This window comes from Streptomyces aureus (assembly GCF_001418135.1).
In the GTDB taxonomy this organism is placed as follows: Bacteria; Actinomycetota; Actinomycetes; order Streptomycetales; family Streptomycetaceae; genus Streptomyces; species Streptomyces aureus_A.
On record NZ_LIPQ01000338.1, the window covers coordinates 1 to 13,959 of the forward strand.

Below are 13,959 nucleotides of genomic sequence, written 5' to 3' on the forward strand. Positions count from 1 at the left end.
CGACCGAAGGTGGGCGGCATGAGTGTGTTGCCGTTCGTCGACGAGCACGGCGTCCACGACGACGCCGTGCTCGTCGACGAACGGCAACACACTCATGACGCCCACCTTCGGTCGACCACGGGACACGCGCGCCTGACACGACGAAGACCACCCGATGACATCACCGGATGGTCTTCCCGTCTGTGCCCCCGGCAGGATTCGAACCTGCGACACCCGCTTTAGGAGAGCGGTGCTCTATCCCCTGAGCTACGAAGGCGGACGGAGACAGCGTAGCGGACGGGCGTGGGGGCGTGCTGAGGTGATGGGGTGTTGTGGAGGGCGGCCCCGGGATCGTTTCCGGGGCCGCCCTTCGTTAGTGGTCGGCCGGCTGGGTGGCCGGTGGGGTCAGCGGGTTACCTCGCGGTTGAAGACCGCGCGGGACCAGAAGTAGCCGAGGGCGGCGAGGGCGGTGCACCAGGCCAGGGCGATCCAGCCGGCGTTGCCGATGTCCGTGCCGAGCAGGAGGCCGCGGAGGGTCTCGTTGATCGGGGTGAAGGGCTGGTACTCGGCGAACCAGCGCAGGGCCGTCGGCATGGACTCCGGGGGGACGACCGCGCTGCCGAGGAAGGGCAGGAAGGTCAGCGGCAGCGGGGCGTTGCTCGCGGACTCGACGGTCTTGGCGCCCATGCCCATCGCGGCGGAGAGCCAGGCCATGCCGAAGGCGAGGAAGAGGAGCAGGCCCGCGGCGGCCGCCCACTCGACGACCGAGGCGTCGGGCCTGAAGCCGATCGCCAGGGAGACGCCGGTGACCAGGACCAGGACCGCGGCGACCTGGAGGACGCTGCCCATGACGTGTCCGGTGAGGATGGAGCCGCGGGAGATCGACATCGTGCGGAAGCGGTTGACGATGCCCTCGGTCATGTCGGTGCAGACCGACACGGCCGTCGCCACGGCCCCCGAGGTCGCGGCCATCAGGATGATGCCGGGGACCAGGTAGTTGATGTAGTCGCCGCGGTCGCCGCCCGCTCCGATGCCGGCGCCGAGCGCGCCGCCGAAGACGTACACGAAGAGCAGCAGCATCAGGAGCGGCATGACGAGGATCGAGATCGTCATCGACGGGTAGCGCTGCATGTGCTTGATGTTGCGGCGCAGCATCGTCAGGGAGTCGCGCAGGGCGTACGAGCGGGTGGGCTTGGCCGGCTTGGCCGGGGCGAGGGTCGCGGTGCTCATCGGGTCGACTCCTTCTGAGTGGCGGTGGCGGTGGACGGGGCGGGGACGGTGGGGGCGTTCTGCTTGCCGGTGAGGGTGAGGAAGACGTCGTCGAGGTCGGGCGTGTGCACGGTGAGCGACTCCGCCTGGACCCCGGTGCCGTCCAGGGCGTCGAGGATGGCGCGGAGGTTGGTGACCGAGCCGTCGCTGGGGATCTGCAGCGCGAGCGCCTCGTCGTCCCGGGTCGCGATGCCGAAGACCGCGGCCGCCGTGGCGAGGTGGGCCTCGTCGGCGAACCGGACGCGCACATGGCCGCCGGGGATCAGTCGCTTCAGCTCCTCCGCCGTGCCTTCGGCGACGAGCTTGCCGTGGTCGAGCACCGCGATGCGGTCGGCGAGGTGGTCGGCCTCCTCCAGGTACTGCGTGGTGAGGAAGATCGTCACGCCCTGCTCGGTGACCAGGTCCCTGATCAGCTCCCACATGTCGCGGCGGCTGCGCGGGTCGAGGCCGGTGGTCGGCTCGTCGAGGAAGATGATCCGCGGCCGGCCGACCAGCGTCATCGCCAGGTCCAGCTTGCGGCGCATGCCGCCGGAGAAGGTGGCGACGTTCTTGCGGGCCGCCTCGGTCAGGTCGAACCGCTCCAGGAGCTCGGCGGTGCGGCGCCGGCCCTCGCTGCGGCTCAGGTGGTAGAGGTCGGCCATGAGGAGCAGGTTCTCCTCGGCGGTCAGCAGCCCGTCGACGGCGGCGAACTGGCCGGTGACTCCGATCAGTGTGCGTACCGAGTCGGCGTCGGCCTTCACGTCGTGGCCCGCGATCAGGGCATCGCCCGCGTCGGCCGTGATGAGGGTGGAGAGGATCTCGACCGTCGTCGTCTTGCCGGCGCCGTTGGGGCCGAGCAGGGCGAAGATCGTGCCCTCGGGGATCCGCAGGTCGATGCCGTCGAGCACCACCTTGTCGCCGTACGACTTGCGCAGGCCGGTCGCGGAGATCGCCGTGGAGCGCGTGCCGGGGGCCGCGGTGGCCGCTGCGGTGGCCGCGTGCGTGGGGTGGTTCGTGGTGCTCATGGTCTGCGGGCCTTTCTCTTCTGGGGCCGGGGGTGTGGCTGGGCTGGGCTGAGGTGAGCGGTGGGGCCTGGCTGAGCGCTGGGCCGCGGTGAGCGGTGGGGCTTGTGCGGGGCGCTCGGTACTGGAGTGGCGTTTGTTTGGCGCCACCCTGTGCCGTGCTTGCGCCATCATCGTGGCACAGTCGTGGCGCCATGTCGAGTCATTGTGGCGCCACTCTTGCGTCTTCGTGTCGCCACGTGGTGCCGTGCGGTCCTGACCTGCGCTTTCGCCGGGCTCAGCCCGTGCAGCGGAAAGGCGCCCCATGGCGCCGGCGCCATGGGGCGCCTGTCGCCGGGGCTACGAGGTGTTCAGCCGACCAGGGTGCTCTCCCGCGGCGAGTGTGGCGCCGGCTGCGTCGCGGCGAGCTTCTCGCCCTCCACGTCCACCCGGGGCAGGATCCGGTCCAGCCACTTCGGCAGCCACCAGGCGGACCTGCCGAGCAGTGCGAAGAGTGCCGGCACGATCGCCATCCGGACCACGAAGGCGTCGAAGAGGACCGCGATCGCGAGGGCGAAGCCGATCATCTTCACGAAGTCGTTGTCCTCCATGACGAAGCCGGAGAAGACGCTCATCATGATGAACGCGGCCGCGCCGACCACCCGGCCGCCGTAGCGGAAGCCGTCGACGACCGCCTCGCCCGGGCGGGCGCCGTGGGCGTACGACTCGCGCATCCGGCTGACCAGGAAGACCTCGTAGTCCATCGCGAGGCCGAAGACCACGCCGATCATGAAGATCGGCATCGTGCTCATGATCGGGCCCGGCGCGTCGATGCCGAAGACGTCGGCCAGCCAGCCCCACTGGAAGACCGCCACGACCGCGCCGAGCGCCGCGGCCACCGAGAGCAGGAACCCCAGGGCCGCCTTGAGCGGGACCAGGACGGAGCGGAAGACCACCATCAGGAGGAGGAAGGCGAGCCCCACGACCAGGGCCAGATAGGGCAGGAGCGCGTCGTCGAGGGTCTGCGAGAAGTCGATGAACATGGCCGTCTGGCCGGTGACGAGGATCCGCGACGCGGTGCTCCGCTCCAGGTCGTCGGCGGTGTCGCGGAGTGCGTGGACCAGCTCCTCGGTCTTCTTCTCGGTCGGGCCGGTGGTGGGGATGACGTTGAGGATCGCGGTGTCGCCCGCCGTGTTGGCGGTGGCCGGCGAGACCGAGGCCACGCCGGGCGTCCTCGCGAGCGCCTTGCCGATCTCGTCGCCGGCGGCCTTGGCGCCCGCGCCGGGCCCGGCGGTCCCGGTGCTGGTGGAACCGGCCTGCACCGTGACCGTCAAGGGGCCGTTGAAGCCGGGCCCGAAGGACTCCGAGAGCAGGTCGTACGCCCTGCGCTGGGTCGTCTGCGTCGACATCTGGCCCTCGCCCGGCAGACCGAGCTCCAGGCTCGCGGCCGGTACGGCGACGGTGCCGAGGCCGATCACGCCGACGAGCAGGACGACGACGGGGTGGCGCAGGACGTAACGGGCCCAGCGGGTGCCCAGGTTGGGCTTCGTCTTCCGGGCGATTTTCGCCTCGTGCCCGGCGGCCCTGCGCCGCTGACGGTCCGACAGCGGCTTCACGGCGTACCGCAGACGTCCCTTGCGGGCCATCACCTTGACCGGTGCGAGCCCGAGGAGGGCGGGGACCAGCGTGATCGCGACGAGTACGGCGACGGCGACGGTGCCGGCCGCGGCGAGGCCCATCTTGGTGAGCATCGGGATGTTCACGACGGCGAGTCCGGCGAGGGCGACGATGACGGTGAGACCGGCGAAGACGACGGCCGAGCCGGCGGTGCCGACGGCCCGTCCCGCGGCTTCCTCGGGGGTACGCCCCTCGGCCCGCTCGGCGCGGAAACGGGAGACGATGAACAGCGCGTAGTCGATGCCGACCGCGAGGCCGATCATCATCGCGAGGGTCCCCGTGGTGCCGGAGAGGCCGAGGGTGGAGCCGAGGGCCGTGATGCCCGAGATGCCGATGCCGACCCCGATCAGCGCGGTGATCAGCGGCATTCCGGCCGCGATCATCGAGCCGAAGGTCAGGACCAGGACGAACGCGGAGACCAGGATGCCGATCTGCTCGCCGGTGCCGCCCATGGCCTGCTCGATCTTCACGGCGTCACCACCGGCCTCGACGATGAGACCCGCCTCGCGGGCCTGCTCGGTGGCCGCGTCGAGGCCGTCGTGCGCCTTGTCGTCGACTTCCGCCGCGGGAACCTTATACGTCACCACCATGTAGGCGGTCGTCCCGTCCCCGCTGATGCTGACGGCGGGGGACCTGTACGGGTCGGCGACGCCCACCACCTGGGGAGACGACGTCCCCAGCCCGGCGACGAGCCGCTCGACCTCGGTGCGCGTCGAGGGAGTCGTGATCTTCGTGCCCTCGGGGGCGCGGACGACGACCCGGGCGGTGGCGCCGTCGACGCTCGCGGCGGGGAACTTCTCGGTCAGCAGGTCGAAGGCCTCCTGCGACTCGGTGCCCGGCATCGAGAACGTGTCGGCGGGCGGTGTCGGCGCGGAGGAGGCGGCGACTCCCATGCCGACGAAGGCCAGCAGCCAGAGCAGCAGCGTCACCCCCTTGCGGCGGAACGCGAGGCGGCCCAGTTTGGAGAGGAACGTAGCCACGATGGGGCTCCCGTCGGGTGGTTGAGGGGCGGGCGGGGTGAACGTGCGCGTGGGTTCGCTGCCCGGGGTGCGGAGAGCGGGGTTCCCAGGTCGGGTGCGCGCCCAGGTCGGTGGGGCGGCACGGCATGGCGCCATGGAGCCATGGCGGCGCGGGGGCGGTGCGGGGTGGGTGCGCGGTGCGGTGCGGTGCGGCGAGAGGCGCGGGGCGCGTGCGGTGCGGCCGCTGTGGCACGGGGCGCGAGAGGCGCGAGAGGCGTGAACGGAACGGGGCGGGGGTCGGCGCCGCTCCCGGGCGGGTCAGGACGCGATGGTGAGCAACTCGCGGCGCGTCGGGGACCGGTGGAGGTCGAGGGTGACCGGCACGGGCTGCTTGCGGGCGGTGGCGAAGACGTACAGGCGCAGTGCCAGGAAGCGGCCGATGCCGGCGAGGCCCGAGGCGGAGAGGTAGACGGTCTGCTCGACGGCGAGACCGGGCGTGCTCTCGATCGTGTGCAGGACGAGCATCGCGAGGGTGGTCACGGAGAAGGCGGCGGCGGCCGTTCCGGCGGACTGCAGGTGGTGCCGGAGGCCGCAGCGCAGCAGGCCGCGCCCGGCGGAGGGCCGGAGCCCCGACGCGAAGGTGAAGCGGGCGTGCAGTTCGGTCGCGAGGATCGTCGAGACGACGGTGACCAGCGCGTTGGCGAGGGCGAACGGCAGGAGGGCGGCGAGCAGGGCGACGGCCGCGCTGGACGCGAGGCCGACTCCGCCGCCGGATATCACGAAGCGAACGAAGGAGGCCAAGGCGCCGGGAGCACCGACGGCGCCGGGAGTACCTGTGGTGCCGGGAGCACCGACGGCGCCGGGAGTACCTGTGGTGCCGGGGGTGCCGGGAGAACCGGGGGCGCCGGGAGTACTGGTGGTGCGGGGAGCGCCGGTGGTGCTGGGTCGTGATCCGCGTTCCATCGGGCTTCCTTCCCCCTCGGTTCGTTGTTCCGGGCGTCTACGCGCGGCGGATGACGATGTCGCCGACGCTCGTGCGGCCGCGGACCTCGACCGTCTCCTCGGACTCGCCCGGGCCCTCCGCCGCACCCAGTTCGTTGCGTACGCGGCCGGCCGTGGACCGTACGTCGAGCCAGGCCGCGGTCCCCTCGGCGATGCCGACCTCAAGGCCCCCGGCGGCGGAGTCGAGCGTGATCCGGCCGCGGACGACCTCGCCGAGGCGGATGGCGCCACTGGCGGTCTTGGCGGTGACCGAGGACTCCGTACGGCCCACTCCGATGGGCCCGTTGGACGAGTTCACCTGCAGCTCGCCGGTGATCTCGCCGACCGTGGTCTCGCCGTTGAGGTTCCGGATCGTCGCCGATCCGTCGATCCGGCCGATCCGCACCCGGCCGGAGCCGTGGATCTCGGTCTCGCCGGTCGTGCTGTCGACGAGGATGTCGCCGTGCGAGGTCTTCAGCCGTACGGCCGCGGCCTCGTCCAGCTGGATGTCTCCGGCGGCGGTGGTGAGGCGGCAGTTCCCGAACAGGCCCTCGCCGATCAGCTCGCCGAGGCCCGTCTTGCAGGTCAGATCCGAGCCGGCGGGCAGTTCGACGGTCACGTCGACCGCGCCGATCTTGCCGAAGAGCGAGCGCTTCTTGGGGCCCTTGACCAGCAGCTTTCCACCCGTGCAGGTCACGTTGGTCTCGGCGGCGGCCTGGACGTCGAGCTTGTCGCCGGGGTCGCTCGGGGTCACCTCGACGACGGTGTCGGTGCGCTTGCCCGCGACGATCCGGGCCCGCCCGATCTCGATCTCGATGGTGGCGGAGAGGGGTGCGGGGGTGTCGAACGTAGGCATGGCTGTGCCGTCCTTTGACTGAGGAGAGGTGAGTTCTGGGGTGACGTGCCTCGGTGCGGCAGTGATGTGGCCGGGCCCGGCGCTGTGGGCGGGCCCCGGTGGTGCTGGTGGCGCCGGAGTGCCGGGATGCGCGGGCGGCGGCTAGCGGACCCAGCCGGTGAAGCCCTGGCCGACGGCGGGGCCCACGCCCGTCGTGCCCTTGCGGGTGGTGCGACCCGCCGTGCTGCCCGGCTCCAGGGCGGCGGCCACGGCGCGGACGAGCCAGGCGTTGACCGAGAGTCCCTCGCGGTTCGCGGCCTCCTCGACCCGGGACTTGAGCTGGGCCGGGGGCCGGAAGTTGATGCGGGAGGTGGCGCCGTCCTCGCCCTCCACGGGGGTCGTGACCGGGGGCGGCGGGGCCGGCAGCGCGGCCTCGGCCTCCTCGAAGAGGTCGGCGGTCGGCGGCGCGGTCACCACGAACTCGGGGTTCAGGCCGCGCAGCCGCAGATCGACCGAGCCGGGCGCGAGGTCGCGGGTGATCTCGTCCATCGCGTCGGACAGGGCGTTGAGCAGGGTCAGCCGGGCGGCCGACTCGAGCTGTCCGGTGAGTCGGTCCGCCAGGGCGCGGGCTTCGTCGCCGCCCGCCTGGGCGGCCACGCCGAGCTCATGGCGGAGATTGTCCACGTACGGGGTGAGGTCCATGACGCAATAGTGGCACCATCGTGGCGCCATTGCAAGTCATCTGGCGCCACGGTGCGCCATGGTGCGCCAGAGTGTTGCCGTGTTGGCGCCACGATGGGCGCCGCTTTCGCCGCAGCAACCACACCGTCCGCCCCGCCCCGGCGGCGCTTCGTGGCGCGCCGCCGGGGTTGACCCGGTTCGGGGGTACGCATAGCGTCACCGCGCTGGGACGACGAGCGGATGCTCAGGGGGTTGTGCGGTGGCGGCGACAGGCGGAGACGAGCGGCTCACTGCGGACGGGGCTCCCTTCGCCGTCGAGGACGGGGTGTACGCCTCCGGGCCCCGCACACTGCGGGAGTTCGTCGAGGTCGTCTGGGGCTACGGCGACCGGGTGTTCCTCGTGTCCGAGGACGGGCGGACGACCTACCGCGAGTTCTTCGACGCCGCCTGTGGGCTCGCCCGTCGGCTCGTCGGGGAGTACGGGCTGCGGCCGGGGGACCGGGCCGTCGTCGCCATGCGGAACCACCCCGAGTGGCAGGTCGCCTTCTGGGCCGCCCAGCTCGCCGGGCTCGTCGCCGTACCGCTCAACGCCTGGTGGACCGAGGACGAGTTCGACCACGTCCTCGACGACTGCGCTCCCGCGGTGCTCCTCGTCGACGGGGAGCGGGTCGGGCGGGTGCGGGAGTGGGCCGCCCGGAACCAGGTGCCCGGGATCGTCTTCCACGGAGAGGACGCAGCGGACGCAACGGCCGCGGCGGACGAGGAGAACGCAGCGGCCGGGGTGGCCGGGGCGGGCGAGGGCGGCGCTCCGGCGGCGGCGGCCGGCTTCGTGCCTTACGTCCCCGACGCCGATCCGCACCTGGGGCCGCCCCTCGTCGACGTCCTGCCCGAGCACGACGCCACCATCATCTACACCTCCGGCACCACCGGGCGCCCCAAGGGCGCCGTCGCCACCCACCTCGCGCAGGCCGGGGCCGCCATGAACCCCCGGTACTTCGCCGCCGCCGCGGCCCTCGCGCGCGGGGATGTCCCAGGGGCGGGGCCCGTGCCCGTGTCGCTGACCACGTTCCCCTTCTTCCACGTGGCCGCGTTCACCTCCTTCTACGGGGTGATGGCGGCCGGCGGCACCCTGGTCATGATGCGGAAGTGGGACGCCGGCCGGGCCCTCGAACTGATCCGGGAGCACCGCGTCACCCACTACGCGGGCGTCCCCACCACCGCCCTCCAGCTGCTCGACCGTGCCCGCGCCACCGGCGACCCGCTCGGCAGCCTCGTCCTGCTCGGCACCGGAGGCGCCGCCGCCCCGCCCGGCATCGTCGACGGGATCACCGCCGGGTACGGGGAGCGGGTCGAGCCCCGCAACGGCTACGGGCTCACCGAGACCAGCGGCGGGGTCCTGTGCAACGTGGGCGCCGAGTACCGCGCCCATCCCGGCAGCGTCGGCCGGCCCACGCCCGTCACCGAGGTCCGGATCGACCGGCCCGACGCCGAGGGCGTCGGCGAGCTGTGGCTGCGCGGGCAGTCCCTCGTCCGTGGCTACTGGGGCGACGAGGAGGCGACCCGGGCCGCGTTCTCCGAGGACGGCTGGTTCCGGACCGGGGACCTCGCGCGCGTGGACGCGGACGGGCGGGTGACCATCGTCGACCGGCTCACCGACATGGTGATCCGGGGCGGCGAGAACGTGTACTGCGTCGAGGTGGAGGACGTGCTGCAGCAGCACCCGGACGTCGTCGACGCCGCCGTCCTCGGCGTACCGCACCCGCTCCTGGGCGAGGAGGTCGCGGCCGTCGTCCGGCTGCGGCCCGGCGCCGCCGTCGGCGTCGACGAGCTGCGCACGCACGTGGGCGCGCGCCTCGCCGCCTTCAAGGTGCCCGCCCATGTCCTCGTACGCGAGGAGGAACTGCCGCGGAACCCGACGGGGAAGCTCCTCAAGCGGGAGTTGCGGGGCAGCCTGGCCCGCACGACGTGAGGTGGCTCAGCTCCGTGTGATCCGTACCCGGTACGTACCGCTCGCGTCCTCGTCGAGCACGCTGATCCTTATGCCGTTGGCCCGGTCCGTGAACGTTTCTCCAGGGCGGTAGGGCGCGTCCGACAGCTCCGCGTGGACGTTGGCGCGCCGCGTGCAGCCGCCGCTCGCGTGCTCGCTGTCGGAGACGGTCACCGGGCCGTGGCCGGTGTCCACGTCGGACTCCACCCGGTAGACGAGGACGCCGTGCTCGCAGACCGCCTCGTCGTTGCCCTCCTTGCTGCGGACCTCGACCGCGTACCCCGACGTGTCGGAGAGCGGGACGACCGCGAGCTTGGGGCCGCCGGCGACCGCCAGCGGGGTGAGCGTGTAGTCGCCGGTGCCGGTGCCGGACGCGCAGCCGATCTGGTCGTTGTCGAGCCAGCCCAGCTTCCACTTGTGCCAGCCGAGCAGGTCGTTGTTGGCACCCCAGTCCTCGGACATGATGTCCCAGTGGCCGACGGTCCCGCCGCCGTCCGCGGTGTACAGGTCGGGCAGGCCGAAGACGTGCCCGTTCTCGTGCGGCAGGACCCGGTAGCCGGTCTCCCCGAAGCTGCCGGAGCCGTCGTCCTGGCGGCTGTAGACGAAGGACGTGTTGGCCAGGGGCACGCCGTCCGCGTAGGGGGCGTCGTCGTTTCCGGAGAAGGTCACGGACAGCACGGTGTCGAGGGCGGAGGGCCCGGCGTTGGGTGTGACCAGGATGTTGACCAGGTCGTAGGCGCTGAAGTCCACCTTCGGGTCGGCCGCCGTGATGATGTCCTCGACGAGGGAGCGGTAGCCCGGTTCGTACGGTGAGCCGCGCTCGATCCCGTACGCCGAGAAGGCCTTCGGCATGCGCAGCCAGTCGGGTATCGGGACCTCGGCCTGGTAGTGCAGCCGCCCGTACGAGCTGACGCGGAACCACTCGGCGGTCTGCGGGAAGAACTCGCGGAAGCGGCTCGTCGCGGTGCCGTCCCCGGGGGCGTCGGGGAAGTCGATCATCAGGTTCAGGGCCCTGACCAGGCCCGTGGAGCGCACGTACCCGGGGGCCGTGGGGAGCCCCTCCGACATCTGCACGCCCATCGTGGTGGCGATACGGCAGGGCCCCAGCTGGGCGCCGTCGGGCGCGGCGGCCACGGGGCCCGCCGAGGCCGGGGCGGGCCTGGGGAGGGTGGTGCTCGCGGAGGCGAGCAGGGTGAGGGAGAGCGCCGTGGTCGCGGCCATGGCGACGGGTCTGCGTATCCGTCGTCGGGGGTGCTGCATACGGGCGCCTCTCCGGTGGGGGCAGGTCGGCGGCACGGCCCCTTCCGGTACTCGCGGGGCCGCGCTGTGCGATCACTCTGTGACGGGCGCTTCCGGCGCGCGCGCCGGGTGGCCCGATCGGTGGACCCGCCGAGGTCCTGCCCGAGGTCCTGTCGGGGACCTGCCGAGGTCCTGCCCGAGGACCTGTCGGGGACCTGCCGAGGTCCTGTCGGAGACCGGTCAGGGGATCGGATCGCGGGTACTCCGGGCCGACCAGGCGGTGTGGCTCAGGTCACACGCCGGTGGGGAAATAACCGGGGACCGGGTCCCCGTTTATGACTGTGTTCAGCGAAGTGGGGAGTCCCTCCCCGGATAGTCCGGATCCCGGCTGTCCCCGGCCATCCCGGGGATGGCTCGCGGGATGCCCCCCGAATGACCCCAGAGGAGGTCGTGGCGTGACCAGCACCGTCGCCGATTCCGCCCCCGCCCGGCGCGTACCCCGCCCGCGCGCGGACGCCCTGCGCAACCGCGAGCGGATCGTGACGGCGGCCCGTGAGATGTTCGTCGAGTTCGGGTCCCAGGTGCCCTACGACGAGATCGCACGCCGGGCCGGCGTCGGGAACGCCACGCTCTACCGGAACTTCCCCGAGCGCACCGACCTCGTCCACGAGGTCGTGCTCTCGCTCATGGCCCGCGTCACCGAGGTCGCCGAACGGGCCGCCGAGGAGGAGAGCGACACGTTCGCCGCCCTCCGCCGGTTCACCCTCGGCGCCGCCGACGAGCGCGTCGGCGCCCTGTGCCCGATGCTCGACGGCGCCTTCGACAAGGACCACCCCGACCTGGTCGCCGAGCGCGACCGCCTGGAGGAGGCCGTCCAGGGCCTCGTGGAGCGGGCGCAGCAGGCCGGCCGGCTGCGCACCGACGTGGGCGTGGGGGACCTCATGGTGGCGCTCTCCCAGCTGACCCGACCGCTGCCCGGATCGGGCTGCGCGGCCTTCGACCAGTTCGTCCGCCGTCATCTGCTGCTCTTCCTCGACGGCCTGGAGGCGCCCGCACGCTCCGAGCTGCCGGGGAAGGCCGCGACCCTGGAGGATCTGAGACGCGACTCCTGCCCGTCGTGAGCGTCCTCGCCGTGAACGCCCTCGTCGCGAGCGCCCTCCTTCGGGGGGCCCGGCCTACGTAACCCGCACTCCGCCCGACTTACCTTTACGTCCTTTTTTCACCAGTACGCGCCAAGAGGTGGCTACCCCCATGCCGAAAGTCCCCGACAACACCGTGACCCAACCCGACCCGGGCCGCTGGAAGGCGCTCGTCTTCATCGCGCTCGCCCAGCTGATGGTCGTGCTCGACGCGACGATCGTGAACATCGCGCTGCCCTCCGCCCAGCAGGACCTGGGGATCTCGGACGGCAACCGGCAGTGGGTCATCACCGCCTACGCCCTCGCCTTCGGTGGTCTGCTCCTCTTCGGCGGCCGCATCGCCGACCTGTGGGGCCGTAAGCGCACCTTCGTCGTCGGCCTGATCGGCTTCGCCCTCGCGTCCGCCCTCGGCGGTGCCGCGACCGGCGAGGCCATGATGCTCGGTGCCCGCGCGCTCCAGGGCGCCTTCGGCGCGCTCCTCGCGCCCGCCGCGCTGTCGCTGCTCGCCGTGACCTTCACCGACGCCAAGGAGCGCGCCAAGGCCTTCGGCATCTACGGTGCGATCGCCGGTGGTGGCGGCGCCGTGGGCCTGATCCTCGGCGGTTTCCTCACCGAGTACCTGAACTGGCGCTGGACCTTCTTCGTCAACATCCCGTTCGCGATCGTCGCCGCCGTCGGCGCGTACCTCGTCATCCGTGAGCCCGCGGGCAGCCGCAACCGCTCCACGCTCGACATCCCCGGCGTGATCCTGTCCACCCTGGGTCTGGTCGCGCTCGTCTACGGCTTCACCCGCGCCGAGTCCGAGGGCTGGAGCGACGCCGGCACGATCGGCATGTTCGTCGGATCCGTCGTGCTGCTCGGCGCCTTCGTGCTCACCGAGGCGAAGGTGAAGTCCCCGCTGCTGCCGCTGCGCGTCCTGACCGACCGCAACCGCGGTGGTGTCTACCTGTCGCTGGGTCTCGCGGTCATCGCGATGTTCGGGCTGTTCCTCTTCCTGACCTACTACCTGCAGGTCGTGAAGGGCTACTCCCCGGTCATGACGGGCTTCGCGTTCCTCCCGATGATCGCGGGCATGATCATCGGCTCCACGCAGATCGGCACGCGGCTGATGACCCGCGTCCCGCCGCGGCTGCTCATGGCCCCGGGCTTCCTGACCGCCGGTATCGGCATGCTGCTGCTCACCCAGCTGGAGATCGGCACCTCGTACGCCGGTCTGATCCTGCCCGCGCAGCTGCTGCTCGGTCTGGGCATGGGTACGGCGTTCATGCCGGCCATGTCGCTCGCCACGCACGGCGTGGACCCGCGGGACGCCGGTGTGGCCTCCGCGATGGTCAACACCTCGCAGCAGGTGGGCGGCGCCATCGGTACGGCCCTGCTGAACACGATCGCCGCCTCGGCGACCACCGCGTACCTCACGGACAACGCGGCGGGCGCGACCACTCCGGCCGCGCAGAAGCTGCTCCAGCTCCAGGGCATGGTCGAGGGCTACACGGCGGCCATCTGGTGGGCCGTCGGCATCCTGGTCGCCTCGGCCGTGATCGCCTTCACCCTGATCAACACCGGGAAGCCGGACACCGGGGTCGTCGCCGGTTCCGGCGAGGGCGCGGAGGACGAGGTGAAGGTGCCGGTCATCGCGCACTGATCCCGTAGGGCCTGATCGCGTACGCCGTGATCCCGTACCTGTGATCCCGTACGCCGTGATCCCGTACGTCGTGTGCTTCCTGCCCTGGTTCCGCTGCTGGTCAGCGGAGCCAGGGCAGGTCCGCGTCCGCGTCCGAGGGTTCGAGGCCCTCGGCCATGACCCGCATGATCGCGCCGAGCTGCTTCACCTGGTCGGGGGAGAGCCGGTCGAAGAGGGCCTGGCGGACCGCGGCCACATGGCCGGGGGCGTTCTGCCGGAGGATCTCCATGCCCTCGTCCGTGAGCCGGGCGAACTGGCCCCGCTTGTCGGAGGGGCAGTTCTCGCGCCGTACCCAGCCGTTCTTCTCCAGACGGGCGATGGCGTGGGAGAGACGGGAGCGGGTGATCTTGGCGCTCCTGGCCAGCTCGGTCATCCGCAGCCGGCGGCGCGGGGCCTGGGAGAGCTGGACGAGGAGCCCGTAGTAGATGTGCGGCATCCCGGCGTCGCGCTGCAGCTGGCGGTCGAGGTGGTCCTCGAGGAGCGTGGTGGCGTGCAGGTACGCGCGCCAGACGTGCTGTTCCTCGTCGGTGAGCCAGCGGGGTTCGGTCATGT

At 72.0% G+C, this 13,959-nt stretch carries 11 protein-coding genes and 1 tRNA gene; 3 read left to right on the top strand and 9 right to left on the bottom strand.

The genetic code is table 11. The features are described from left to right. Positions 1–183: 183 nt before the first annotated feature. From AOK00_RS25935 to AOK00_RS25965, 7 genes are all read right to left on the bottom strand, one after another. Positions 184–256: transfer RNA gene (locus AOK00_RS25935), tRNA-Arg, on the bottom strand. Positions 257–384: 128 nt separating this feature from the next. Next, positions 385–1,209 carry an ABC transporter permease gene (locus AOK00_RS25940; RefSeq protein WP_055602673.1) on the bottom strand — a complete coding sequence of 275 codons (825 nt, stop codon included), beginning with the start codon at positions 1,207–1,209 and terminating at the stop codon, positions 385–387. Continuing rightward, a complete protein-coding gene (locus AOK00_RS25945) occupies positions 1,206–2,252 on the bottom strand; it encodes an ATP-binding cassette domain-containing protein (protein ID WP_079042194.1) in 1,047 nt (348 codons plus the stop codon). Before AOK00_RS25945 ends, AOK00_RS25940 begins: the two co-directional genes overlap by 4 nt. 347 nt (positions 2,253–2,599) lie before the next feature. Further along, positions 2,600–4,885 (bottom strand): MMPL family transporter, encoded by a 2,286-nt coding sequence (locus AOK00_RS25950; protein ID WP_055602674.1) that lies wholly within the window; start codon positions 4,883–4,885, stop codon positions 2,600–2,602. Positions 4,886–5,182: 297 nt separating this feature from the next. Then, positions 5,183–5,644, bottom strand: a complete 462-nt coding sequence (locus AOK00_RS25955; RefSeq protein WP_437441446.1) for a hypothetical protein — start codon at positions 5,642–5,644, stop codon at positions 5,183–5,185. A gap of 220 nt (positions 5,645–5,864) precedes the next feature. Then, positions 5,865–6,701: a DUF4097 family beta strand repeat-containing protein gene (locus AOK00_RS25960; RefSeq protein ID WP_055602676.1), complete on the bottom strand. Its 837-nt coding sequence runs from the start codon at positions 6,699–6,701 to the stop codon at positions 5,865–5,867. Positions 6,702–6,842: 141 nt separating this feature from the next. Next, complete coding sequence (locus tag AOK00_RS25965; RefSeq protein WP_055602677.1) at positions 6,843–7,382, bottom strand: hypothetical protein; 540 nt, start codon at positions 7,380–7,382, stop codon at positions 6,843–6,845. Between the two features lie 238 nt (positions 7,383–7,620). Between AOK00_RS25965 and AOK00_RS25970 the strand changes: the two genes are divergently transcribed. After that, positions 7,621–9,330: a class I adenylate-forming enzyme family protein gene (locus AOK00_RS25970; RefSeq protein WP_055602678.1), complete on the top strand. Its 1,710-nt coding sequence runs from the start codon at positions 7,621–7,623 to the stop codon at positions 9,328–9,330. A gap of 6 nt (positions 9,331–9,336) precedes the next feature. Here the strand turns inward: AOK00_RS25970 and AOK00_RS25975 are convergent, their stop codons facing one another. Next, positions 9,337–10,608, bottom strand: coding sequence for a M6 family metalloprotease domain-containing protein (locus AOK00_RS25975; RefSeq protein ID WP_055602679.1), 1,272 nt, complete (start codon positions 10,606–10,608; stop codon positions 9,337–9,339). 434 nt (positions 10,609–11,042) lie between these two features. On the opposite strand from AOK00_RS25975, the gene AOK00_RS25980 reads away from it, so the two are divergent. Together AOK00_RS25980 and AOK00_RS25985 are read left to right on the top strand one after the other, a co-directional pair. Continuing rightward, entirely contained in the window at positions 11,043–11,708 is a 666-nt protein-coding gene (locus AOK00_RS25980) for a TetR/AcrR family transcriptional regulator (protein WP_055602680.1), read from the top strand. A 130-nt stretch (positions 11,709–11,838) separates the two neighbouring features. Further along, positions 11,839–13,368: an MFS transporter gene (locus AOK00_RS25985; RefSeq protein ID WP_055602681.1), complete on the top strand. Its 1,530-nt coding sequence runs from the start codon at positions 11,839–11,841 to the stop codon at positions 13,366–13,368. Between the two features lie 100 nt (positions 13,369–13,468). Here the strand turns inward: AOK00_RS25985 and AOK00_RS25990 are convergent, their stop codons facing one another. Further along, complete coding sequence (locus AOK00_RS25990) at positions 13,469–13,957, bottom strand: MarR family winged helix-turn-helix transcriptional regulator (protein WP_173861632.1); 489 nt, start codon at positions 13,955–13,957, stop codon at positions 13,469–13,471. Positions 13,958–13,959 lie beyond the last annotated feature (2 nt).

Excerpts from the sequence above, each read along its gene's own strand:
- AOK00_RS25985 (WP_055602681.1), top strand. The coding sequence starts at position 11,839 with ATGCCGAAAGTCCCCGACAACACCGTGACCCAACCCGACCCGGGCCGC.
- AOK00_RS25975 (WP_055602679.1), bottom strand. The coding sequence starts at position 10,608 with ATGCAGCACCCCCGACGACGGATACGCAGACCCGTCGCCATGGCCGCG.
- AOK00_RS25990 (WP_173861632.1), bottom strand. The coding sequence starts at position 13,957 with ATGACCGAACCCCGCTGGCTCACCGACGAGGAACAGCACGTCTGGCGC.
- AOK00_RS25940 (WP_055602673.1), bottom strand. The coding sequence starts at position 1,209 with ATGAGCACCGCGACCCTCGCCCCGGCCAAGCCGGCCAAGCCCACCCGC.
- AOK00_RS25965 (WP_055602677.1), bottom strand. The coding sequence starts at position 7,382 with ATGGACCTCACCCCGTACGTGGACAATCTCCGCCATGAGCTCGGCGTG.
- AOK00_RS25960 (WP_055602676.1), bottom strand. The coding sequence starts at position 6,701 with ATGCCTACGTTCGACACCCCCGCACCCCTCTCCGCCACCATCGAGATC.
- AOK00_RS25945 (WP_079042194.1), bottom strand. The coding sequence starts at position 2,252 with ATGAGCACCACGAACCACCCCACGCACGCGGCCACCGCAGCGGCCACC.